At 63.0% G+C, this 20,700-nt stretch carries 24 protein-coding genes and 5 tRNA genes; 23 read left to right on the forward strand and 6 right to left on the reverse strand.

The annotated features are described in order from the left end of the window. Position 1: 1 nt before the first annotated feature. The 4 genes from minE (at position 2) to WIR04_RS10980 (ending at position 2,146) form a co-directional block, all read left to right on the forward strand. Positions 2–268: a cell division topological specificity factor MinE gene (gene minE, locus WIR04_RS10965; RefSeq protein WP_005311265.1), complete on the forward strand. Its 267-nt coding sequence runs from the start codon at positions 2–4 to the stop codon at positions 266–268. Between the two features lie 179 nt (positions 269–447). Next, entirely contained in the window at positions 448–774 is a 327-nt protein-coding gene (locus tag WIR04_RS10970; protein ID WP_041205707.1) for an HI1450 family dsDNA-mimic protein, read from the forward strand. After that, entirely contained in the window at positions 759–1,535 is a 777-nt protein-coding gene (gene mtgA / locus WIR04_RS10975; RefSeq protein WP_420883420.1) for a monofunctional biosynthetic peptidoglycan transglycosylase, read from the forward strand. Before WIR04_RS10970 ends, mtgA begins: the two co-directional genes overlap by 16 nt. A gap of 287 nt (positions 1,536–1,822) precedes the next feature. Next, positions 1,823–2,146, forward strand: a complete 324-nt coding sequence (locus tag WIR04_RS10980; RefSeq protein ID WP_005331685.1) for an HI1450 family dsDNA-mimic protein — start codon at positions 1,823–1,825, stop codon at positions 2,144–2,146. Between the two features lie 45 nt (positions 2,147–2,191). On the opposite strand, the gene WIR04_RS10985 is transcribed toward WIR04_RS10980, so the two are convergent. Further along, positions 2,192–2,503 carry a DUF1289 domain-containing protein gene (locus WIR04_RS10985; RefSeq protein ID WP_338886851.1) on the reverse strand — a complete coding sequence of 104 codons (312 nt, stop codon included), beginning with the start codon at positions 2,501–2,503 and terminating at the stop codon, positions 2,192–2,194. A gap of 1 nt (position 2,504) precedes the next feature. Beyond that, entirely contained in the window at positions 2,505–3,380 is an 876-nt protein-coding gene (locus WIR04_RS10990; protein WP_025326882.1) for a CvfB family protein, read from the reverse strand. 270 nt (positions 3,381–3,650) lie between these two features. Between WIR04_RS10990 and WIR04_RS10995 the strand changes: the two genes are divergently transcribed. The 4 genes from WIR04_RS10995 (at position 3,651) to WIR04_RS11010 (ending at position 6,026) form a co-directional block, all read left to right on the forward strand. After that, positions 3,651–4,883 (forward strand): UPF0149 family protein, encoded by a 1,233-nt coding sequence (locus WIR04_RS10995; RefSeq protein ID WP_338886854.1) that lies wholly within the window; start codon positions 3,651–3,653, stop codon positions 4,881–4,883. A gap of 150 nt (positions 4,884–5,033) precedes the next feature. Next, a complete protein-coding gene (locus tag WIR04_RS11000) occupies positions 5,034–5,504 on the forward strand; it encodes a MarR family winged helix-turn-helix transcriptional regulator (RefSeq protein ID WP_338886856.1) in 471 nt (156 codons plus the stop codon). Next, positions 5,501–5,689 carry a DUF4250 domain-containing protein gene (locus tag WIR04_RS11005; RefSeq protein ID WP_338886858.1) on the forward strand — a complete coding sequence of 63 codons (189 nt, stop codon included), beginning with the start codon at positions 5,501–5,503 and terminating at the stop codon, positions 5,687–5,689. The genes WIR04_RS11000 and WIR04_RS11005 overlap by 4 nt, the downstream gene beginning before the upstream one ends. 160 nt (positions 5,690–5,849) lie before the next feature. Beyond that, positions 5,850–6,026: a hypothetical protein gene (locus WIR04_RS11010; protein WP_080675125.1), complete on the forward strand. Its 177-nt coding sequence runs from the start codon at positions 5,850–5,852 to the stop codon at positions 6,024–6,026. Between the two features lie 81 nt (positions 6,027–6,107). Here WIR04_RS11010 and WIR04_RS11015 read toward each other — a convergent pair whose 3' ends face one another. Further along, positions 6,108–6,695, reverse strand: a complete 588-nt coding sequence (locus tag WIR04_RS11015; RefSeq protein ID WP_338886861.1) for an FMN-dependent NADH-azoreductase — start codon at positions 6,693–6,695, stop codon at positions 6,108–6,110. Between the two features lie 226 nt (positions 6,696–6,921). Here WIR04_RS11015 and WIR04_RS11020 point away from each other — a divergent pair, with 226 nt between their 5' ends. From WIR04_RS11020 to WIR04_RS11035, 4 genes are all read left to right on the forward strand, one after another. Next, positions 6,922–7,812, forward strand: a complete 891-nt coding sequence (locus WIR04_RS11020) for a DMT family transporter (protein ID WP_338886863.1) — start codon at positions 6,922–6,924, stop codon at positions 7,810–7,812. Between the two features lie 73 nt (positions 7,813–7,885). After that, positions 7,886–9,064, forward strand: coding sequence for a formate-dependent phosphoribosylglycinamide formyltransferase (purT, locus tag WIR04_RS11025; protein ID WP_338886865.1), 1,179 nt, complete (start codon positions 7,886–7,888; stop codon positions 9,062–9,064). Positions 9,065–9,192: 128 nt separating this feature from the next. Beyond that, positions 9,193–9,852 (forward strand): hexitol phosphatase HxpB, encoded by a 660-nt coding sequence (hxpB, locus tag WIR04_RS11030; RefSeq protein ID WP_338886867.1) that lies wholly within the window; start codon positions 9,193–9,195, stop codon positions 9,850–9,852. Positions 9,853–10,005: 153 nt separating this feature from the next. Then, positions 10,006–10,209 (forward strand): CPXCG motif-containing cysteine-rich protein, encoded by a 204-nt coding sequence (locus WIR04_RS11035; protein WP_005301298.1) that lies wholly within the window; start codon positions 10,006–10,008, stop codon positions 10,207–10,209. A 550-nt stretch (positions 10,210–10,759) separates the two neighbouring features. Here the strand turns inward: WIR04_RS11035 and WIR04_RS11040 are convergent. Then, complete coding sequence (locus tag WIR04_RS11040) at positions 10,760–11,377, reverse strand: riboflavin synthase subunit alpha (protein WP_338886869.1); 618 nt, start codon at positions 11,375–11,377, stop codon at positions 10,760–10,762. Between the two features lie 136 nt (positions 11,378–11,513). On the opposite strand from WIR04_RS11040, the gene WIR04_RS11045 reads away from it, so the two are divergent. From WIR04_RS11045 to WIR04_RS11075, 7 genes are all read left to right on the forward strand, one after another. Beyond that, positions 11,514–11,720, forward strand: a complete 207-nt coding sequence (locus WIR04_RS11045) for a YaeP family protein (protein ID WP_338886871.1) — start codon at positions 11,514–11,516, stop codon at positions 11,718–11,720. Between the two features lie 151 nt (positions 11,721–11,871). Further along, a complete protein-coding gene (locus WIR04_RS11050; protein ID WP_338886873.1) occupies positions 11,872–13,251 on the forward strand; it encodes an MATE family efflux transporter in 1,380 nt (459 codons plus the stop codon). 238 nt (positions 13,252–13,489) lie between these two features. Further along, positions 13,490–13,566, forward strand: a tRNA-Val gene (locus WIR04_RS11055). A gap of 13 nt (positions 13,567–13,579) precedes the next feature. Next, positions 13,580–13,656: transfer RNA gene (locus WIR04_RS11060), tRNA-Val, on the forward strand. Between the two features lie 18 nt (positions 13,657–13,674). Then, positions 13,675–13,751: transfer RNA gene (locus tag WIR04_RS11065), tRNA-Val, on the forward strand. Between the two features lie 35 nt (positions 13,752–13,786). Continuing rightward, positions 13,787–13,863 (forward strand) — tRNA-Val (locus tag WIR04_RS11070). A gap of 35 nt (positions 13,864–13,898) precedes the next feature. After that, a tRNA-Val gene (locus tag WIR04_RS11075) sits at positions 13,899–13,975 on the forward strand. Between the two features lie 104 nt (positions 13,976–14,079). On the opposite strand, the gene WIR04_RS11080 is transcribed toward WIR04_RS11075, so the two are convergent. Next, positions 14,080–16,491 carry a DNA polymerase II gene (locus WIR04_RS11080; RefSeq protein ID WP_338886875.1) on the reverse strand — a complete coding sequence of 804 codons (2,412 nt, stop codon included), beginning with the start codon at positions 16,489–16,491 and terminating at the stop codon, positions 14,080–14,082. 166 nt (positions 16,492–16,657) lie between these two features. Between WIR04_RS11080 and WIR04_RS11085 the strand changes: the two genes are divergently transcribed. From WIR04_RS11085 to WIR04_RS11100, 4 genes are all read left to right on the forward strand, one after another. Further along, positions 16,658–17,152: a prolyl-tRNA synthetase associated domain-containing protein gene (locus WIR04_RS11085; RefSeq protein ID WP_106886878.1), complete on the forward strand. Its 495-nt coding sequence runs from the start codon at positions 16,658–16,660 to the stop codon at positions 17,150–17,152. 327 nt (positions 17,153–17,479) lie between these two features. Continuing rightward, positions 17,480–18,142: a hypothetical protein gene (locus WIR04_RS11090; RefSeq protein WP_338886879.1), complete on the forward strand. Its 663-nt coding sequence runs from the start codon at positions 17,480–17,482 to the stop codon at positions 18,140–18,142. Between the two features lie 80 nt (positions 18,143–18,222). Then, the gene (locus WIR04_RS11095; protein ID WP_338886880.1) at positions 18,223–19,101 is read left to right on the forward strand and encodes a pirin family protein; all 879 of its coding nucleotides are present in this window, start codon (positions 18,223–18,225) and stop codon (positions 19,099–19,101) included. Positions 19,102–19,233: 132 nt separating this feature from the next. Next, positions 19,234–19,542, forward strand: coding sequence for a hypothetical protein (locus tag WIR04_RS11100; protein ID WP_338886882.1), 309 nt, complete (start codon positions 19,234–19,236; stop codon positions 19,540–19,542). Between the two features lie 163 nt (positions 19,543–19,705). On the opposite strand, the gene WIR04_RS11105 is transcribed toward WIR04_RS11100, so the two are convergent. Continuing rightward, complete coding sequence (locus WIR04_RS11105) at positions 19,706–20,566, reverse strand: PA4780 family RIO1-like protein kinase (protein ID WP_025326870.1); 861 nt, start codon at positions 20,564–20,566, stop codon at positions 19,706–19,708. Positions 20,567–20,700 lie beyond the last annotated feature (134 nt).

Consider the following 20,700-nt stretch of genomic DNA (forward strand, 5'->3'; position numbering starts at 1 on the left):
CATGTCATTATTGGATTATTTTCGTTCCAACAAGAAACAAAACACCGCACAACTGGCCAAAGAGCGGTTGCAGATCATAGTCGCGCACGAGCGTTCTTCCAGAGGGGGGCCGGATTACCTGCCCCAGCTCAAGCAGGACCTCCTCGACGTGATCCGCAAGTATGTGCAGATCGATCCGGACAAGATCACCGTCCAGCTCGATAAGAAGAGTGACGAGCTGTCGGTACTGGAGCTCAATATCACCTTCGCCGATGACAAGAAGGGATGAGCTGACGCCCCATGCGTGACCCTTTTCCCCAGTGAAGACCGGATCCTTTGTCAGGATCCGGTTTTTTATTGCCTGGCGCAGAGGCATCTCGCCAAGGCGTGCGGGGCCAGCTAGAATACTGCCCGCCCCCTCGGCCCTGCCGACGGGACCTCTCCCCCTTCATCTGGAACACAGGTCTTATGTCTTTGAATGACGAAATGCACAGCGTCGAGGAACTGCTCGATACCGCCCTTGAACTCTTCATGGAGCTGGCCTCGGACAACCTGCCCGAGCAGGAGATAGCCCTGTTCAACCAGGCCTTCAACGATCGGGGTCTGCTGGCGGAGACCGACCCCGCCGATGACTGGGAAGCGGACGTGGGGTTTGCCGTGAGCGATGCCGAGTACGCCGAGATCTGGGTTGGCCTTGGCAATGCCGAGCAAGAGTATGAGCACCTGTTCGCCCGCATGCTGCTCTCCCGCCGTGTCGACGAGAAGTTCTGCCACATCGAATGGCTGCCCCAATAATTCCGGATCCCGATGATCCCGGTCACTATGAGTGGGACTCAGAGCCTGAGCCAGTGAAACCGACGCGCTGGCGGCGCCTGCTTGGCTGGCTCGGCAAGCTGCTGCTGGCGGCGCTGGTCAGTTCCATCGTCTCGGTGGCGCTGCTGCGCTTCATAGATCCCCCCATGTGGACCTGGCGCCTCGAACGGGCCCTGTTCCCGCCCGCCAAGGTGGCCGAGGTCAAGCACGACTGGGTGCCCCTCGAGCGCATTTCGCGGGAGTTGCAGCTGGCGGTCATCGCCGCCGAGGATCAGCGCTTCGCCGATCACAACGGCTTCGACATGGACGCCATCAGCTCGGCCCTCAGGCACAACCAGCAAAGCCGGCGGGTGCGCGGCGCCAGTACCCTGAGCCAGCAGACGGCGAAGAACCTCTTCATGTGGAGCGATCGCAGCTTCCTGCGCAAGGGGATAGAGGCCTGGTTCACCCTGCTGATGGAGCTGGGCTGGGACAAGTCCCGTATCCTCGAGGTGTACCTGAACATAGTAGAGTTCGGGCCCGGCATCTATGGCGCAGAGGCCGCCGCCAGGCACTACTTCGGCAAACCGGCGGCGCGCCTGACCCGCTACGAGGCCTCCTTGCTGGCCGCCGCCCTGCCTAATCCCTGGCGCTACCGGGTCAAGCCCCCCTCGCCCTATGTACAGCAGCGCTCGGCCTGGATCCGCCGCCAGATGAGTCAACTCGGTCAGGTCACCCTGAACCGGGTACACGAGGCCGGCTAGGTTCGTCGACGGGAGCGGAGACCGGCCCCAGATGGCCGCCGATGACCTCCTGGTGCAGCGGCAAATAGTGCCACCACCAGGTCTCCCGTCGCCGCTTGATCTGCCGCCTGTGCTGTCGTCGCTTCATGCTGCCCAGATGCCTCATCATGCCGCCCGATGGCGGCGGCTCTGTTAACCTTATCCCCAGTTCCGGCCATTTGACAGCACGGGATTGCCGGCCTCACGCGCTGGCCGCCATCCCCAATAATTGTTAAAGTGGCGAACCTGGACGTATCTGGAGTGATTTCATGGAACAACGTAGCCCGGATCAGCTGGTCGAGTGGGCCTATGATCAGTTTCTGGAGCAGGCCGCCGACATGCTGGCCCCCGAACAAATCGTCGACATCACCCTCGAATTCGAGCAGCGTGGCGCCGTCGAGGCGACCCTGCCCAACGCCGACTGGTCGACCGAGCTCGGCGTGCCGGTCGACATGGAGCGTTGGGCCGAGGTGTGGGTCGGCTTGCTGGATCATCAGGAGGAGTTCGAGGTGATCTATGCCACCTTCCTGCTGCCGCGGGATCAGAGCGAACACGAGGTCCATGTTCGCTGGCACCGCCAGCAACAGGCATAAGAAAAGGCGCCCCTGGCGCCTTTTTCGTCTCTGCAGCTTACCTCTTCAGGGGCGCGCCGCTATGGCCTTGGCCAGACAGCGGCGGCACCAGCAGGTGCTCGCCTCGCTCATGGGCAAGGGGGGCAGCTGGCTGCACCAGCAACGCTCGATAGGTTCACCGGCGGAGACGGCGCAAAATGCCGGCTCGCCGCATCCCGGGCACTGATGGGTGCTGCGCGTGCCGTCCAGCTCGGCCATGCGGGCCAGCTGGGCCTCGCTGTCCATGGCGGACCAGTGCCCAATCTCGGTCAGGGTGCGGCCGCAACCGAGGCAGAGCCCCTCCTTGGCCCGGCAGTCACCGATGCAGGGACTCGGCACCTTATTCGCCGTCCTGGGCCGAGCCGGTCTCTGCTGCAACCAGCGTGATGCAGTTGTCTTCGATGACGATCTTGCCCTGCTTGTAGAGCCCGCCGATGGCCTTCTTGAAGGTGCCCTTGCTCATGTTGAACATCTTGTAGATGAGCTCGGGCTCGCTCTTGTCCCCCACCGCCAGGCTGCCGCCCTGCTTCTGCAGGCGGGTGAGAATACGGCCGCCGGCATCATCCATCCGATCCTGCCCCGGTTTTTGCAGGGTCAGATCCAGCTTGCCATCCTCACGGACCTGCTTGACCCAGGCGGTCAGCGGTCGGCCCGTCATCAGGCGGCCGAACACCTCGTTCTTGAACAGCATGCCGGAGTACTGACCATTGACCACGGCCTTGATGCCGAGGGGAGTGTGTTCCCCGGGCAACGCAGTCACCTCGTCACCGGCCTTGAAGGGGGGATCGACGCGCAGGAAGCGCTCGAGGCGGCTGGTGCCCACCATGCGTCCCTCGTTGTCCAGCATCAGGTGCACCAGATAGACATGGCCCACCTGCATCGGCTTGTTCTGCTCGCGGCTTGGCACGAACAGATCCTTTTTCATGCCCCAGTCGAGGAAGGCGCCGATCTTGTTGGCGTTGACCACCTTGAGGCCGACAATGTCACCCACCATGGCAAAGGGCTTGTCGGTGGTGATCACCGGCTCGCAATCCGCGTCCAGATAGAGAAAGACGGACACCTCGCCATCTTCGGCGACGCCTTCCGGCAGCTGACGCTTGGGCAACAGCAGCTCGCCATATTCCCCCGCGGCCAGCCAGGCGCCACGATCTTCGAGCTCGACTACGGTGAGGGTGTTCATCTTGCCAATCTGTAACATGGTGATCTCTTCTTTCAATATCCGGATGGGCCTGCAATTCATGGCCCCTAATAATGCGCATCGCCCCTGTCGTCGACTGAGGGAGGGCAAGGGCTCAGGTTTTTCATGCAGGCGCGCATGTTACCCCAGAGCCGTGACAGGACCTAGTCCCTTGCCCGCCCCCGCGCAGGATTTTCACCTCGGGGCGACCCCGTACTGGCGATATTATCAGCACTCGGTCGCCCCTTGGCTGCAAATAACCCCACTTTTAGGTAGACTTCGCGGCCGTCAAATCCGGAGGAAGCGTCGATGAACCCAGCCACTCGTACCCGTCATCTCAATCAATGGATCCAGAGCCACAGCCAGCAGGACATGAGTTACCCGGCCCTGCACGGCTTTCTCTGCGCCCGCCTGACGGGGCCGACCGCCCCTGACTGGCAAGATCCCCTGGCCGGGCTGCTGCCCCATGACGCCGAGCTTGACGAGAAGAGTGCCGAGGCGCTGCATCACCTGATCGCCGAGCTGGAGGCCCAGGCCGATGACGCCCAGCTGGCCCTGCCGAGCCAGTGCCGGCTCTCTAACGAGACCCCGGAGCAGGTATTCGAGCAGCGCCACCCCCTCGGCCAGTGGAGCTACGGCTTCAGTCAGGGGGTGGCCCGCTGGCCCACGCCGACGGATCTGAACGATCCCGCCACCCGCCACCGCTTCAGCCTGGTGGCCGAGCTCTGCCTGTTCCGTGACAGACCCATGGCCCGGATGCTGCACCAGGCCGCGGCCAGCGAGCTGCCCTTCCTGGATTTTTGCAAGCGTCAGCGCCAGCAGATGAAGACGGCCCTCAACCTCCTGCTGACCCTGGATCAGGATGAGGCACTACATGAAGAAGAACCCCTTCTCGACAACGAACAGAGCCGCCAGTGGCGGCAGTGGTTCGAGCAGGCGGCGCAGTGCCGCGATCCCCTCGCCCGCCTCCCCTGGTTCGACCGCATCATTGCCGATGCCAGCCCCCTGTTCGACGAAGCCTTCTGGCAACAGCACGCAGGCTGCGGCTGGAGCGCCCCCGAGGCCCGTCCGCTGATCGCGGCCCAGGCGGGCCGGGCCGATTGCCTGCTGCGACTGGGACAACAGGAGCAGGCGCGCGATGCATACCTGACCCTGCTCGACCTGTGCCTGGCCGACGAGCCGGGCTGTCGCCATCCCCTCTCCAGCCTCTATGCCTGGCAAGGGGATTGGGCCGCCCTGCAGGGCCTGCTGCTGCGCTTCAATGAAGCCTCCTGCTGGCTGCTCTACAACAAGGCGCTGATGGTGTTTGCCACCGAAGGCGAGCAGGCGGCGCTGCCCCATCTGGCCGCCGCCCTTGGCGCCAACCCCCATGTGCCCGCCACCCTGCTGGGCCAGCGCAGGCTGCCCAAGCAGGAGCCCCGCCACTGGCAGGGGGGGAGCCGCGACGAGGCCGCGCTCTATGCGCTCCAGAGCCGCGAGGCCTGGCTTGCTCATAATGCCTTGATCTGGCTGCGTAAAAGTGTAAACAGCAAGGCCAGTTGAGACCCTGGTTGCCGAATCCGTGACGCAACACGTGCGCAAACGCACATTTTTCTGGTGCCCGTTCAGACAAATGCCCTTGTGTTACGTATCATCAAGGTCAAAGTATCAAGAGAAACTGCACCCGATGCAGCCGCCACAGCAGGATGTCATATGTCGAAGATCATAGAGCTGCTCGCGCACTACCCCCCCTATCAGCTGGTCCATGCCGCTGAAATGGTGCGCGATACCTTTGAACAGTTTTACCAGCAGCGGTACCAGCTGACGGTGCCCCAATGGCGCCTGATGATGGTGCTTGGCCCCCACTACCCCATCAGCCAGAAAGAGCTGGTGGAGGCGAGCGGGATGGACAAGGTGCGGATCTCCCGCGAGATCCACCGCCTGGTGGAGAAGGGCATACTGTTCACCGAGAGCAGCGCCCAGGACAAGCGCATCAGTCTGGTCTCCTTCACCCCGGCGGGGCTCACCCTGTTCCAGCAGCTCAAGACCGAAGCGGGCAGCTGGCAGCACACCCTCACCGACTATCTGCCTGCCGAGGCGCGCCAGAGCATACGGCTGCACCTGCAAAGCGTGAGCGACGCCATCGAACAACTCCACCTACTGGACAACGAGCAACAATCATGACACTGACCCGCTTTGCCACCATGGACATCAACATGCTGCTGAGCCTAGTCAACATGCAGCTTCGTGATCATTACACCGATCTGGACGATCTCTGCCGGGCGCAGGATCTCGACAAGGAGGCCCTGATTGCACGGCTGGCCGGCGGCGATTTCCACTACCAGCCTGATCAAAAGCAGTTCAGATAGGGATCCGGATCACAAGCTGTCTCGTGGCGCTGGCCGTGGCGGCAAAAACTGCTAAGGTGAGAGGCAACCCCGCTGGACCCGGGCCTGAGGTATGGATACATCAGGCTGTCACAGACGGCGGTTAGCCTTAATTTGCTCACCATCAGCCAAGGACGACACCATGATCCTGACCCGACAGACCAGCCTGATCATCATCAGCGCCCTCTTCACGATCGGCCTCTTCTCCCCTCATCTGCCCCAGAGTGCCGAGCAGTGGCTCAGCAGCCTGCTGCTGGGATCCCTGGTGGCGGTCTGCCTGCTGGTCGGCAGCGGCTGCCGTCGCTTCATCTGGGATTGAAGAGTGGCGTCCGCCATCTGAAAACAACAACGCAGCCTGATGGCTGCGTTGTTGTTTCTGGACCTGGGTGAGGTCACGGCATCAGTATGCCAGGGTTTCCAGCTGCTCCTTGGCCTGCTCTATGCCCTTGGCCTGTGCCTCGGGACCCATGCCCATGCCCTCGGCGTAGATGAAGTCCACCTCGCTGATGCCGATGAAGCCCAGCACGGTGCGCATGTAGGGGGTCACCAGATCGGTGGGGTTACCCAGGTGCAGGCCGCCGCGGGGGCTGACCACCAGGGCGCGGGTGTTCTCCACCAGGCCGACCGGGCCGGTCTCGGTGTAGCGGAAGGTGACGCCGGCACGGGCCACCAGATCGATCCAGTTCTTCAGCTGGGTCGGGATGTTGAAGTTGTACATGGGGGCCGCGATGATCACCAGATCGCTCGCCTTGAGCTCGGCCACCAGCTCATCGGACTGGGCCAGCACGGCCAGCTGACGCTCGTTGAGGTTTTCGCCACCGCGCAGGCCCATGGCCAGCTCGCCGTCGAGCACCGGCAGATTCAGGGTCGCCAGATCACGCACGGTGACAGTATCACCCTGGCGCTCGGCCAGGTAGCCGTCGATCAGGGCGTTGGATTGGGAATACTGGCCCAGGATGCTGGACTTGAGAACGAGGATATTGGCCATGGTGAAACTCCATTTGGTTGTCGGTTGAACAGCTGTGCTGTCGATGGAGATCACTATAAAGATTGAAGTTCAAGGCGGATAGCGAAAATAGATGCTCAAGTTATTCAAATATTTTGATGCTTGTGCACTTAGTCGCCAGCGAGGTATTCACCAAGCACCCCGGCCTTGGCAGAACAAACGATTGCCGTTATGATCCGCCGCACTTTTTTTAAGTGACCCGGATCCCATGGCACCCTCCCGCAGGCACTCCCCCTTTGCCGGTGCAGTCTGGATGATGGTGGCAGGCCTCTGCTTTGCCGCCGTCAACAGCCTGAGCCAGTTTGTCAGCTTCAAGCTCGGCCTCCCCTCGACCCAGGTCGCCTTTCACCAGTACCTGGTCGCCCTGATCTGCCTGCTGCCCTGGCTCATCCGCCACGGCCTGCGCCAATCCCTGATGACCAACCAGCTGCGGCTGCACCTGCTGCGGGTCGCCCTGGCGGTCATCGGCATCCAGTTCTGGCTCTGGGCCCTGGCGGTGCCCGTGCCCATCTGGCAGGGCATAGCGCTCTTGATGACCTCCCCCCTGTTCGCCACCCTCGGCTCCGCCTTGCTGCTCAAGGAGCAGGTGAGCCGGGCACGCATCCTGGCCACCCTGGCGGGCTTTGTCGGGGCCATGCTGATCCTGGCTCCCTGGACCGATGACTTCAGCTGGGCCTCCCTGCTGCCGGTGGCGGCCGCCCTGTTCTGGGCCGGTTACTCCCTGCTGGTGCGCTATCAGGCGGCGAGCGAATCGTCCCACACCATAGTGGTCTACCTGCTCATCTTCAGCACCCCCTTCAACGCCATGCTGGCCCTGCCAGAATGGCAGTGGCCAAGCGAGATCCAGTGGCTGCTGGTGGCGGTCTCCGGGGTGCTGTCGGCCCTGGCGCAGATGTCCATCGCCCGCGCCTACAGCGTGGCCGAAGCCTCCTTCGTGCAACCCTTTGACTTCGCCAAGCTGCCCATGAACGTGTTGGCGGGCTGGCTGGTGTTTGGCTGGGCGCCTCCCGGCCGATTGTGGCTCGGCGCCGCCATCATCATAGGCGCCATCACACTGCTGACCCATCTGGAGCAGCGCGCCCACAAATCCGTTTCCTGAGGTACGCCATGCGTGCCTCTTTTTTTACTCACTCGGGTCAGCAACCCTGACCATGGACATCAGGAGAGATCAGATGTTTGGAACCGCCACCCGCCCCGGCGCCACCCGTGCCCTGCTGCTCGGCTCAGGCGAACTCGGCAAGGAAGTCGCCATCGAGCTGCAACGCCTTGGCATAGAAGTGATCGCCGCCGACCGCTACGCCCATGCCCCCGCCATGCAGGTCGCCCACGCCGCCCATGTGCTGGACATGCTCGACGGTAGCGCCCTGCGCGCCCTGGTCAATGAAGTCAAGCCCGACCTCATCATCCCCGAGATTGAGGCCATCGCCACCGATACCCTGGCAGAGCTTGAGCAGGAAGGGGTCAGGATAGTGCCCAACGCCCGCGCCACCCAGCTCACCATGAACCGGGAGGGGATCCGCCGGCTCGCCGCCGAAGAACTGGGCCTCCCCACCTCCTCCTACCGCTTCGCCCAGAGCAAGGAGGAGTTCGTTGCAGCCGTCGAGGCCATCGGCCTGCCCTGCGTGGTGAAACCGGTGATGAGCTCCTCCGGCAAGGGCCAGAGCCTGCTGCGGGATCTTGCCAAGCTGGACGAGAGCTGGACCTATGCCCAGGAGGGGGGCCGCGCCGGCCGTGGCAAGGTAATTGTCGAAGGCTTCGTCCCCTTCGAGTACGAGATAACCTTGCTCACAGTGCGCGCCGTGGACGGCATCCACTTCTGCGATCCCATAGGCCATCGTCAGGAAGACGGTGACTACCGTGAATCCTGGCAGCCCCAGGCGATGAGCGAGTTGGCGCTGGCCCGCGCCAAGGAGGTCGCCGCCAAGGTGGTCGAGGCCCTGGGTGGCCATGGCCTGTTCGGGGTGGAGCTGTTCATCAAGGGTGACGACGTCTGGTTCAGCGAGGTTTCTCCCCGCCCCCACGACACCGGCATGGTGACCCTGATCTCCCAGGATCTCTCCGAGTTCGCCCTGCACGTGCGCGCCATCCTGGGGCTGCCGGTCGGCACCATCACCCAGTTCGGGCCGAGTGCCTCCGCCGTGGTGCTGCGCGATGGCCACAGCCAGGATATCCGCTATCAGGGGGTTGGCGAGGCCCTGGCCCTGGTGCCGGGCGCTCAGCTGCGCCTCTTTGGCAAGCCCGAGATCGCCGGTCGCCGCCGTCTCGGGGTGGCGCTGGCCCGTGGACAGGAATGCGAAGAGGCGGTGGAAAAGGCCAAGGCGGTCGCAGCCAGGGTCGAGGTGCTCTTCTAGAGCGATCTCTTTGTCACGTAAAAACAAACGTTTATCTACGTGACCCGGCGCAAGGGGCGGACTTCTGCCCCTTTTCCATTGAGGCAGCGGGCTTATAATCCCCCCTTCACCTATGTCAGGAGTACAAGATGTTAACTGCCGTGATCTTCGATATGGATGGCGTTCTGATCGACTCGGAACCCTTTTGGCAACGGGCACAGATGGCCGTCTTCTCCGAGCTGGGTCATCCCCATACCGAGGAAGACTGCAACTCCACCATAGGGGTGCGCATCGATCAGCTGGTGGCCCACTGGTATCGCCTGCGCCCCTGGTGCGGCCCGACCCAGGAAGAGGTGGTGCAACGCATCCTGGATCAGGTGATAGCGCTCATCCTGCAGGAAGGTCAGGCCAAGGAGGGCGTGCTGGAGGCCCTCTCCCTCATCGAGGCCCGTGGCCTCAAGATTGGCCTAGCCACCTCTTCCCCCTTCACCATGGTGGAGGCGGTGCTCGGCAAACTCGGCATCCAGGATCGCTTCATGGCGGTCCACTCCGCCGAGGTGGAGCGCTTTGGCAAACCCCACCCGGACGTCTATATCCACGCCGCCGAGAAGCTGGGCGTCGAACCTGTGCACTGTCTGGCCATCGAGGACAGCTTCACCGGCCTGCTGGCGGCCAAGGCGGCGTCCATGCAGGCGCTGATAGTGCCGGACCCGGCGCTGGTGGGTGACCCCCGTCTGGCCATCGCCGATCACCAGCTGCGTTCGCTCGCCGAGCTGGATGCAGACATGCTGGCCCGCTGGGTGGAGTGAATCCGCACGGGGCCAGTGGTGCGCCGGGTCAGACGTTCGGGGCTAGGCGCATCCCCTAAACCCTGTCATAAACGTGCGCCCGCTCGCGGTTGGGCCGACTCTTGCCGACTAGAATCAGGGAAAGAGGCGGCCAGTCGGCCCTAGGAGGTCACCATGATCGAGTACACCAGCAAGCGCATCGTCTGCCCCCACTGCGGCCACCACACCCGGGTCGAGCTGGATGCCAGCCAGGGGGATCAGGAGTTCTACGAGGACTGCATGGCCTGTTGCAATCCGATCCACCTGCGGTTGCACCGGGATGAAGCACGCGACTGCTTGCAACTCTTCGTGGATGCGGACGACGAGCAGATGTTCTGATTGCCTCTCGATGACCAGGCAAGCGAGGAGGACTGGGGCGACGCCATGCCGCCCATACCCTGCTTGCTTCTTCCCAGATGCCTGGGCCCCTCCGCTTCCCGCTTCGCGGCACATCAACCCATACAGAAAAGCCCCTCGGAGAACCTCAAATCATCCTGAAGTTCGCCAAGGGGCCTTGTCGCTTATGTGATGGTTGTCGGCTCATGGATGTGCCAGACACAGGAAGTGTAGGCCCGGTTCCATCCTTCGGCCAATCTGTGACGCTCAGGCGCCATCAGCCACGGCAGACCAATAATTTGGCTGCCACACTGGGGATGGCGTTTATCCCCGCCACATGGTTCTTCTGCTCATTCCTTTGAGCCCGTCATCTCGATGGGCTTCTTTTTTTGGCGCTGTCATCGCCGAGTCGCGGAAAGGTCGCGGGGGACAGACCCATCACGGCATGACGTCCTGCCGTGACTGGTGCCTCGTCTCACCTTACATTCACCGGATCGAACAGGGCCCGCATGATACGGGCCCTTTTTGAGATCGGGGTGTACAAGCCGGCGGATCAGGCCAGCTGGCGCGCCGCCAGCACCCGCTCCACGGTGTCGACGATGGCCTGGGTCTGGGGATCGATTTCTATGTTGGTCTGCCAGCCCGCCTTGACCCAACCCAGGTTGGTGCGGGCCAGGGTCTCGGGGATCAGGTTGACGCAGAACTCATTGCCGCGCACCTCGCCCACGGTCAGGCTGATGCCGTCGATGCCGATATAGCCCTTGGTCAGCACGTATTTCATGAGCGCGGGGGCGAGGCGGTACCACAGCTGGCGATTGTTGGGGCTGTCGATGACGGCGCTCACCTCGGCCGTGCCCATGATGTGGCCGGACATGGCATGGCCGCCAATCTCGTCCCCAAAGCGGGCAGCCCGCTCCACATTGACCTTGTCCCCTACAGCCAGCGAGCCGAGGTTGGTCAGGCGCAGGGTCTCCTGCATCAGATCGAAGCTGACCAGCTCCCCCTCGATGCGGGTGACCGTCAGGCAGCAGCCGTTGTGGGCCACGGAGGCGCCGAGTGCCAGCCCCTCGCCCCAGGCCGGGCTCGGCATGCGGATCACATGGGTGCGAAAGTTGGGCAGCTCTTCGATGGCCACCAGTTCGGCGGTCCCCTGTACTATGCCGGTGAACATGTCTCGTCTCCACGCTGTAACAAAATTGTCGGCAGGTTACCCCCGGCCACAGTGCAAGACAAGCGTGCCGGCTGACAAGGGAGGCCCCGATCGTTATAGTGAGCCCATTCAATCCAGGCTTAACGAGGAAACAAAAATGCAGGTATATCAATGCTGTGAGGCCATTCGCATCGCCTACAACCAGATAGGCTCCGGTGAGCAGGGCTATGTGCCCCAGGCCATCGCCGCCAGCATAAGGGCGCTCAACGCCGTGGCGAGCGACGATAGGGTGCCCGCGGATCTGCGCGAGCAGGCCGCCTACGCCGCCGCCAACCTGCTGATCAGCGATCACGAGGACGTCTGATCCAGGGTAGAAATGCGCCGCCAACCTTCCCCGTTGGCGGATTTTCAGGCTAGAATGACACCCCCGCGTTTTGTCTCCTCCCGGCAGGAGATAAAAGCCCCCCTCATTTACCCGTTCTTTTCTCTTTTATCTGATCCACTCGGAGGTGTCAGTGCAACGTTATTGGACCGAGGCGAAGCAGCTCGTTCGTCTAGCCAGCCCCATACTGGTGGCCCAGGTGGCCCAGATCGCCATGAACTTCGTCGATACCGTGATGGCGGGACAGGTCAGCGCCGTGGATCTCGCCGCCGTGTCGGTCGCCTCCAGCTTCTGGCTGCCGATCATCTTGCTGGTGCAGGGCATCATCATGGCGCTCACCCCCATCGTTTCCCAGCTCAACGGGGCCCGCAAGCGGGACGAGATCCGCCCGGCCGTGCACCAGGGCTTCTGGCTGGCGCTGATGGTGACCCCCATCGCCATGCTGGCGCTCTACTTCAGCCCGCTGGCGCTGCAATTCATGGATGTGGATCCGGTGATGGCGGAGAAGACCGCCGGTTATCTGCACGCCATCCTGTGGGGCTTGCCCGCCTTCGTGCTGTTCCAGGTGCTGCGCAACTTCAGCGAGGGGCTCTCCCACACCATGCCCACCATGGTGATTGGCTTCGTGGGACTGGCGGTCAACATCCCCGCCAACTACATCTTCATTCACGGCCACTTCGGCATGCCCAAGCTCGGCGGTGTCGGCTGCGGCGTGGCCACCGCCATCGTGCTCTGGGCCATGCTGCTGGCGATGATCGCCTACGTGAAGCTCTCCCCCCACTTCAAGAAGATCAATTTGTTCGCCCAGCTCGCGCGCCCCAACGGCAGCCGGATCTGGCGCCTGTTTCGCTTAGGCTTCCCCATTGCCATGGCCATCTTCTGCGAGGTGACCCTGTTTACCGTGGTGGCCCTGATGCTGGCCCCCTTCGGCGCCGAGACGGTGGCGAGCCACCAGATAGCCCTGAACTTCTCCAGCCTGGTGTTTATGCTGCCGCTCTCCATCGGCGTGGGCGTGACCATCAGAGTCGGCCACAGCATAGGGGAAGGCCAGCCGGAGCACGCCCGCGTCGCCGCCCGTACCGGCCTGATGCTGGGCATGGCGGTGGCCGCCGGTACCGCCGCCCTGACGGTATTGCTGCGCGAGCATATCGCGGGGATCTACACCGATGACATCCAGGTGATCACCCTCGCTGCTACCTTGTTGTTCTTCGCCGCCATTTATCAGGTCTCGGACTCGGTGCAGGTGGTGGCGGCCGCGGCTTTGCGTGGCTACAAGGACACCAAGGCCATCTTCTACGTCACCATCGTCGCCTACTGGGGACTGGGGCTGCCCACCGGCATGATCCTGGGGCTGACCGACTGGGTGGTGCCGCGCATGGGGCCCCAGGGCTTCTGGATAGGCTTCATCGTCGGCCTGACCGGCGCCGCCCTGATGCTGGGTGCAAGGCTGAAATTCATCTATGGTCGCTTCGCGAGTCCCGAGGCCTGCACTACCCTTTCCCGGGCCCAATAAAGGGCCAACAGCGCCGCTCAATCGAGCGGCTCGCCTGCAAAATCAACAGGCTGCGCAAGAACTGGGCAAACAGTCTCCTTTGTGCATGTCCCTTGTTGACAGCCTTGGGGGGCATGGGTAGTATGCCGACCACGTCAGCAGTGCTGGCGTAGTGAAGTGGGTTTGTCGCTCGGTTGGTCGGAGCATGACCTTGGCATGGTGAAGATCGTGTCGCTGGTTCGAATTCATTTCATCGAGTGGGTTTATAGCTCAGTTGGTTAGAGCACTACCTTGACATGGTAGGGGTCGTTGGTTCGAATCCAATTAAACCCACCACTTATTCTGTGATGCGTCCTTAGCTCAGCTGGTTAGAGCACCACCTTGACATGGTGGGGGTCGGTGGTTCGAATCCACTAGGACGCACCATTACAGAACACTGATTATGCGTCCTTAGCTCAGCTGGTTAGAGCATCACCTTGACATGGTGGGGGTCGGTGGTTCGAATCCACTAGGACGCACCATTCATTATTGAAAAAAATACAGATATTCCAGATGTGGGTTTATAGCTCAGTTGGTTAGAGCACTACCTTGACATGGTAGGGGTCGTTGGTTCGAATCCAATTAAACCCACCACTTCTGGCAAATGAAAAAGCCGCATTGCGCACCCTGCGTCCTTAGCTCAGCTGGTTAGAGCATCACCTTGACATGGTGGGGGTCGGTGGTTCGAATCCACTAGGACGCACCAAATTAGAAAAGCCCGCTCATCGAGCGGGCTTTTTGCATTCTGCCTTTGCCCTGCCCTCCCGATCATCCCGATCGGGGTCAGCCCCGGCTGCGGTCACTGCCTCGCTAGAAGAGATCCAGCTGCTGGCCGCAGATCCGGTCGAACGACTCGCCGATGAAGGGCAGTATGGCGTCGGCGATGGGCCTCAGCTGCTTGTCGATGTAGTGCTCGTAGTCGATGGCGCTGCGTCGGTACTCCAGCGGCTCGGGGCCGTTGAGGGTCATCAGATAGGCGATGCTGCCCCTGTGCTGATAGCGCTGGGGCTGGCCGCGGCGCAGGTTCTCCTCGTCCGCCAGCCGCGCCGCCCGCACGTGGGGGGGCACGTTCTTCTGATACTCCTCGAGTTTTTGGCGCAGCCGCTTGCGATAGATGAGCAGATCGTCGTGCAAGCCGGCCCGGGTCTCATCCACCATGGTGCGCACATAGCCGCTGGGATCTTCGTCGTGAAACACCAGCTCATAGAGCCGGGTCTGAAACTGCTTGGCCAGCATGGTCCAGTCGGTGCGCACCGACTCGAGCCCCTTGAACACCAGCTGCTCAGATCCGGCCTGCCCCTCGCCGCCGACCAGGCCGGCATAACGCTTCTTGCTCCCCTTCTCCAGCCCGCGGATGGTGGGCATCAGGAAGCGGCGGTAGTGGGTCTCGTATTCGATCTCGAGATAACAGGGCAGATCGAACTCGCGCCTGATCAGCGCCGTCCAGTTGTCGTTGATCATGGCGGCCAGCTCGCGGCCTATCTGTTCGGCCTGCTGCGGGCTGGTCTCCCTGTTCAGGTGAACGAAGGTGGAGTCGGTGTCGCCATAGATCACCTCGAACCCCTTCGCCTCTATCCACTCCCGGGTCTGCTGCATGATGCTGTGACCGCGCAGGGTGATCGATGACGCCAGCCTGGGATCGTAGAAGCGGCAGCCCCCCGAGCCCAGCACGCCGTAGAAGGAGTTCATGATGATCTTGATGGCCTGGGAGAGCGCCTTGTTGCTGGCCGCCTTGGCCCTGTCCCGCGCCGCCCAGAGGGTGGCGATGAGATCCGGCAGGAAGTGCCGCTCGCGGGAGAACAGGGCGCCGCGAAAGCCGGGAATGGCCTGTTCCGGGTGCTGCAACCCCTCCACCAGCCCCATGGGATCGATGCAGAAGGTGCGGATGATGCTGGGGTACAGGCTCTTGAAATCGAGCACCAGCACATGGCGATAGAGACCGGGTTTGGAGTCCATCACATAGCCGCCGGGGCTCGCCAGCCCACCGTCAGCGGGCAGATTGGGAGCCACGTAGCCGCCACGATGGAGCCGCGGCAGATAGAGGTTGGTAAAGGCCGCCACCGAGCCCCCCACCCTGTCGAGCTCGAGACCGGTGAGGGAGGCCCGCTCTATGGCGAAGGGGATGAGGTGGCAGTAATCGAAGATCTCCCACACCAGCTTGCAGTCTTCCAGGTTGTAGCGGGCCAGCGCCTCCTTGTCGGAGTGGAACAACTCGGTGATCTTCTCCCCCCGATTGGCCACGTCCTCGATGTCCTTGCCGCGACCGAGCAGTTCGCTCGCCACCGCATCCAGGCTGTAGCTGGCAAACTGCCAGGTGGCGCTTTTCAGGGTATCGATGCCGTCCAGCACCATGCGCCCCGGTATGATGACGTTGCCGGTCTGGGGGTCGTTGCGCGACGAGCGCCAGAAGCAGAGCTCCCGCCCCCGCCCGAGCCGCAGGCGGCGCTTGCCCAGCTCGGCGCGGCGCAGCAGCAGGCGAAAGTCGAAGTTCACCACGTTCCAGCCGATCACCAGATCCGGGTCGTGCCGCTGGAACCAGCTCTCCAGCGCGCCGAGCAAGGCGTTCTCGTCCGCCACCCACTCGACCTGGGTACCCCAGCTGTCGGCATCCGCCTCGGGGGTGCCTATCATGATGACCCGCGCATCCTCACGGCTATAGAGCCCCACAGAGAAGAGGGCCCCGTCCATGGCGCACTCCACGTCCAGCGACACCCAGGAGAGGATCGGCGTCACCGCCTGGGGTGCGCAGCGTGCCTCATTCACCTCCCAGTAGCCCTGCCTGCCCCCCTTCTTCACCGCCTGGCCATCGAAGCGCACGCCAGCGGTGATGAAGCGCTCCATCAGGAAGCGCTCCGGCAGCCGGATATCAGACTCGAAGTGCTCCAGCCCGCGAATGAGCAGCAGCTCGATGGCGCGGTGAAAGGCGCTCAGGGTGGCAAAATAGCAGCCCACCACGGGGCGACCATCGAAGGTATGCATCGGCAGGCGGCGAAACCGCCCCCTCACCCCGGCGCCCTTGAACAACTCGGCGGCCTCGGTCATATGGCTCTGTGGCAGGAAGAAGACCGGCTCCTGTCCCGGCACCACCACCCGCACCGGCCCCTGGTCGCTCCAGAGCCACATCACTATCTCGGTACGGCCCTGCACGTCCCGACCATGACGGGTCAGGATAAAGCCGTCGAGGGGCGGGGTGGCGGGAACGGGGGGCTGGGTCGCGGTCATGGGCAATAGGGGTCGGCCTTGGGATGGGACTATTGTACGTTCATACAGTGCCTGCTCGCAATCGTCACCCTAGGCTGCGGGGCCTGAGTCAAACTGGTAAGCTCGATCCCGTCGTCATCCCCATCAACCCCTTTATTACTGCGCTTCGCCCACGAAAGGAGTCACTGTGGCAATCTATTCCCTGCTGGATCGGCTCGCCATCCCCTACCAGCGTATCGATCATCCCCCCGTTTTCACCTGCGAGGAGGCGAGCAGGCTGCTGCCCGACCTGCCCGCTGCCAAGACCAAGAACCTCTTTTTGCGCGATCCGAAAAGCGAGCGGCTGTTTCTGGTGGTGAGTCCGGAGGAGAGCCGGGTCGATCTCAAGGCGCTGGCGGCACGGCTCGGGGTCAAGCGGCTGAGCTTTGGCTCCCCCGAACGGCTCGAGGCAGTGCTCGGCCTCACCCCGGGTTCGGTCACCCTGCTCGCCATGGTGCGCGATAGCGAGCATGCCGTGGAGCTGGTGGTGGACGAGCGTATCTGGCAGGCCGAGCAGGTGCAGTGCCACCCGCTGGTCAATACCGCCACCCTGCTCATCCGCCTCGACGATGTGCGCCGTCTGCTGACCCACCTGGGCCGGGAGGCCTGCGTCATGGCATTGCCGATCGTGGCAGCCGATTAAATGGCCGACACCACCATCAAGATGCAGCACCAACCAGAACCGACCCGTTTCGAATGCTACCTGGCGCCGTTATATGGTCGACTGTGCCGAGGCGGGATTGTCGCTCTATCAGGTGGCACGATTTGACCCGGATGGCTGGCTACGAGCCTGCGGGACCACGCAGCAAGGTGTAATCTACGCCCCACCACAACCTCTCCTGACCTCGATGCCGGGGAGATCCTCGCTACCCTGCGCCTGATGGGGGTTGGGTCTGCCATCCGCGGCCGGATTGGTGCATAGTCAGGATATCATCCGTCCATTGCGTCCTTTCGTGGCACCGGGAGCATCATGCGCATCGCCTTCCTCATTCCCCTGCTGGCCCTGGGCCTTGCTGGCTGCAGCAACACCTCCTCCTCAGGCGCCAGCGTGGGAGTTGGCTCTGGTGGCTATTACGGCAGTCACTATGGCGCCTCTTACTGGTGGTATGACGACTACTACGGCTATTGGAATGACTACTACCCCTGGTGCTGCGACAACCAGGGGGATTTTGACGAGCTGATCAAGAAGTGGTGGAGCGGGCTCGATCCTGAGCGCCAACAGGAGATCAAGGAGAAGTATCAGGACTGGCAGGAGAGCCATGGCCAGCCCGATGTGGCCGCCCTGCGGGGGGAGTTGGCGGGCCGCTGGAATGCCATGACGCCGGAGCAGCAACAGGCGCTGCGCGACAACCGGCAAAGCAGACCCAGCGTCAGCAACCCGGACAAGGGCCCGCGCTCACCACTGGACTACAGAGTCGGTACTCTCCCCAGGGCCGAGAACGGCCTTTTGATCCCCTCCACCCTGCCCAAGACAAATAACGGCATCTTGACCCCCGGGACCCAGCCCAGGGTGGATACCAGACCGCACCTTCCCCGCACCATGACCCCCCCGGTGCGCGCCCCCACCGTCAGACCGGCGATAAGGCCTGGCTTCACCCCCATGCGCAGCTTCGGTGGCGGCCGCCGCCGCTAGCCCTGACCCATCCCTCTCGGCGAGCGCGAGGGATAGACTATCCTGATGCAGCAGGATCACCGCCCAGCAAGGAGCACGACATGACGCAACAGTGGCAACGCATTTCCTCCCGCCTCACCGACGTGGGCGGGATCCCGGTGGCCCGCGCCCTCCCGGTCAAGGAGCGGCGCACCATAGGCCCCTGGTGCTTTCTCGATCACATAGGGCCGACCCGCTTCGCCCCCGACGCCCCCGGGCTGGACGTGGGGCCCCATCCCCACATCGCCCTGCAGACCTTCACCTGGATGCTGGCGGGGGAGATTTTGCACCGTGACAGCCTCGGCAGCGAGCAGGTGATCCGCCCGGGCCAGGTCAATCTGATGACCGCCGGGCGCGGCATAGCCCACACCGAGGAGTCCCTGGCCGGCCACCCCGACCTGCATGCCGCCCAGCTCTGGATAGCACTGCCACATGCGCATCAGGAGACCCAACCCCGCTTCGATCACTACCCCACACTGCCGCGCTGGCAGGAGGCGGAGGTCAGTTTCACCCTGCTCATCGGTGACTATCAGGGGCGCAGTGCCCCCACCCTGCGCTTTTCCCCCATACTGGGGCTGGATCTGCACGCCGGTGAGGCACAGCGGATGCGGCTGTCCCTCGACCCGGCCTTCGAGCACGGACTCTTCGCCCTGCAGGGTCAGGTGAGCATCGCCAAAGAGCCCCTCGCCGCCGAACAGCTGCTCTATCTGCCGCCGGGAGAGCAGAGCCTGGAGATCGAGCTGGCGAAGGGCGCCCGCGTGCTGCTGATCGGCGGCGAGCCCCTGTCACAGCCGCTGCAGATCTGGTGGAACTTCGTGAGCTTTGACAGAGACGCCATTCGCACCGCCGCCCTGGATTGGGAGAGCGGCCATCCCCGCTTCGGTGAGGTGACAGGTTACCCCGGCCCCCGTCTCATCGCCCCGCCCCTGGCCGGGCTCTGATCCCGGCGAGACAGACTGGCCGTAACGACATATATCTACAAAAGGCAGCCCGCAGACCCGCTTACCCGCATTGGCACAGGCCGTTTCACAAAGCAGGTGGCGGGCTCTCTCGGTGAGCACCAAGGACTGTTTATGGATTTATCTCCCTTCTATCACGCCAGCGCAGCGGTCTCGATACAGGCTCTGATCGGATATCGTCTGGGGCACTGGGGATATGGCGGCCTCATTGGGTGCATATGGTTTGTGGCACGAGAGCAGACACAGGCGGAATACAGGTGGATAGCACTGTTCGGACAGGGGCGGAGGGTCAACATGCCCTGGTGGGGTGGATTCGATCCCAGAGTCTGGGAACTGGGGAGTGTGCTGGATTTTCTGGTGCCGATCGTCTTGTGTACGCTGGTGTTTGTGGTTGCACGCCGCGCCCATCGGCTGACTTACTGACCCAGCTGGTTAAGTGGCGTCCATGGCTCCCGGCTGGGCCCGGCGCTTAAACAAAGAGGGGCACATTGCCCCTCGTCATTGCAGTGCCCTTCCACAACCAGCCTGCTAAAGGCCAGTACCCTGACACAGAGAGCGTAGGTAGAGGGAACACCTCAAGTTCGCATCAGAACTCCTCTTCCTGCTCGGCCTTCAGCCTGGCCCGACGCTCCATCGCCTCCTCTTCCGCGCTCTCGATCTCGTGCAGCACGGCATCGATGTCGATGGCCTCGGTGCTCTCCTCGAACAGGCCGGTCAGCTCGGTTTCCGGGCCGAGCTTGCCATCTTCGAACAGGGCCCACATCTCTCTGGCATAACGGGTCTTGAGCAGCTCGGGCGCATACATGCCGTAGTAGTTACGCATGTTGTTGACGTCCCGCTCCAGCATGGCCCTGGCCTGGTTGTTGGCGGCGGCATCCACCACCTGGGGCAGATCGATGATGACGGGGCCCTCTGCATCCACCAGCACGTTGAACTCGGAGAGATCCCCGTGGATGAGGCCGGCGCAGAGCATGCGCACCACGTAGCGGATCACCTTGCCATGATCGATGAGCGCCTGCTCGGCCGAGAGCGCCACATCGTTGAGGCGGGGCGCCACGTTGCCGTCGGCGTCTGTGATGAGCTCCATCAGCAGGACGCCGTCCAGGCAGACATAGGGGGTCGGCACCCGCACGCCGGCGGCGGCCAGCTTGAACAGGGCGTCCACCTCGGTGTTCTGCCACACCTCTTCGTGCTGCTTGCGACCGTACTTGGAGCCCTTCTCCATGGCGCGGGCATCGCGGCTGCCCCGCACCTTGCGCCCTTCCTGATAGACCACGGCCTGCTTGAAGCTGCGCTTGGAGGCTTCCTTATAGACTTTGGCGCAGCGGATCTCGTCGCCGCAGCGCACCACATAGACGTCGGCTTCTTTGCCGCTCATCAGCCGGCTGATGACATCGTCGACCAGGCCGTCATCAACCAGAGGTTGGATTCGATTTGGAATTTTCATGACCGCCCTTTTACCTTATTTGCACCTTGTTTGCACCTTGTTTGCGCGTGGCGGGAGGCCAGACAGGGCCCCGCTTTGGTCCCCCACCGGCCCCTTGCCGGGGGTGGCCTGGTGTGCCTTGCGCCAGCCGCCTC

The organism is Aeromonas rivipollensis (assembly GCF_037811135.1).
Lineage (GTDB): Bacteria > Pseudomonadota > Gammaproteobacteria > Enterobacterales > Aeromonadaceae > Aeromonas > Aeromonas rivipollensis.

Excerpts from the sequence above, each read along its gene's own strand:
- minE (WP_005311265.1), top strand. The coding sequence starts at position 2 with ATGTCATTATTGGATTATTTTCGTTCCAACAAGAAACAAAACACCGCA.
- WIR04_RS10970 (WP_041205707.1), top strand. The coding sequence starts at position 448 with ATGTCTTTGAATGACGAAATGCACAGCGTCGAGGAACTGCTCGATACC.
- mtgA (WP_420883420.1), top strand. The coding sequence starts at position 759 with ATGGCTGCCCCAATAATTCCGGATCCCGATGATCCCGGTCACTATGAG.
- WIR04_RS10980 (WP_005331685.1), top strand. The coding sequence starts at position 1,823 with ATGGAACAACGTAGCCCGGATCAGCTGGTCGAGTGGGCCTATGATCAG.
- WIR04_RS10995 (WP_338886854.1), top strand. The coding sequence starts at position 3,651 with ATGAACCCAGCCACTCGTACCCGTCATCTCAATCAATGGATCCAGAGC.
- WIR04_RS11000 (WP_338886856.1), top strand. The coding sequence starts at position 5,034 with ATGTCGAAGATCATAGAGCTGCTCGCGCACTACCCCCCCTATCAGCTG.
- WIR04_RS11005 (WP_338886858.1), top strand. The coding sequence starts at position 5,501 with ATGACACTGACCCGCTTTGCCACCATGGACATCAACATGCTGCTGAGC.
- WIR04_RS11010 (WP_080675125.1), top strand. The coding sequence starts at position 5,850 with ATGATCCTGACCCGACAGACCAGCCTGATCATCATCAGCGCCCTCTTC.
- WIR04_RS11015 (WP_338886861.1), bottom strand. The coding sequence starts at position 6,695 with ATGGCCAATATCCTCGTTCTCAAGTCCAGCATCCTGGGCCAGTATTCC.
- WIR04_RS11020 (WP_338886863.1), top strand. The coding sequence starts at position 6,922 with ATGGCACCCTCCCGCAGGCACTCCCCCTTTGCCGGTGCAGTCTGGATG.
- purT (WP_338886865.1), top strand. The coding sequence starts at position 7,886 with ATGTTTGGAACCGCCACCCGCCCCGGCGCCACCCGTGCCCTGCTGCTC.
- hxpB (WP_338886867.1), top strand. The coding sequence starts at position 9,193 with ATGTTAACTGCCGTGATCTTCGATATGGATGGCGTTCTGATCGACTCG.
- WIR04_RS11035 (WP_005301298.1), top strand. The coding sequence starts at position 10,006 with ATGATCGAGTACACCAGCAAGCGCATCGTCTGCCCCCACTGCGGCCAC.
- WIR04_RS11040 (WP_338886869.1), bottom strand. The coding sequence starts at position 11,377 with ATGTTCACCGGCATAGTACAGGGGACCGCCGAACTGGTGGCCATCGAA.
- WIR04_RS11045 (WP_338886871.1), top strand. The coding sequence starts at position 11,514 with ATGCAGGTATATCAATGCTGTGAGGCCATTCGCATCGCCTACAACCAG.
- WIR04_RS11080 (WP_338886875.1), bottom strand. The coding sequence starts at position 16,491 with ATGACCGCGACCCAGCCCCCCGTTCCCGCCACCCCGCCCCTCGACGGC.
- WIR04_RS11090 (WP_338886879.1), top strand. The coding sequence starts at position 17,480 with ATGCGCATCGCCTTCCTCATTCCCCTGCTGGCCCTGGGCCTTGCTGGC.
- WIR04_RS11095 (WP_338886880.1), top strand. The coding sequence starts at position 18,223 with ATGACGCAACAGTGGCAACGCATTTCCTCCCGCCTCACCGACGTGGGC.
- WIR04_RS11100 (WP_338886882.1), top strand. The coding sequence starts at position 19,234 with ATGGATTTATCTCCCTTCTATCACGCCAGCGCAGCGGTCTCGATACAG.
- WIR04_RS11105 (WP_025326870.1), bottom strand. The coding sequence starts at position 20,566 with ATGAAAATTCCAAATCGAATCCAACCTCTGGTTGATGACGGCCTGGTC.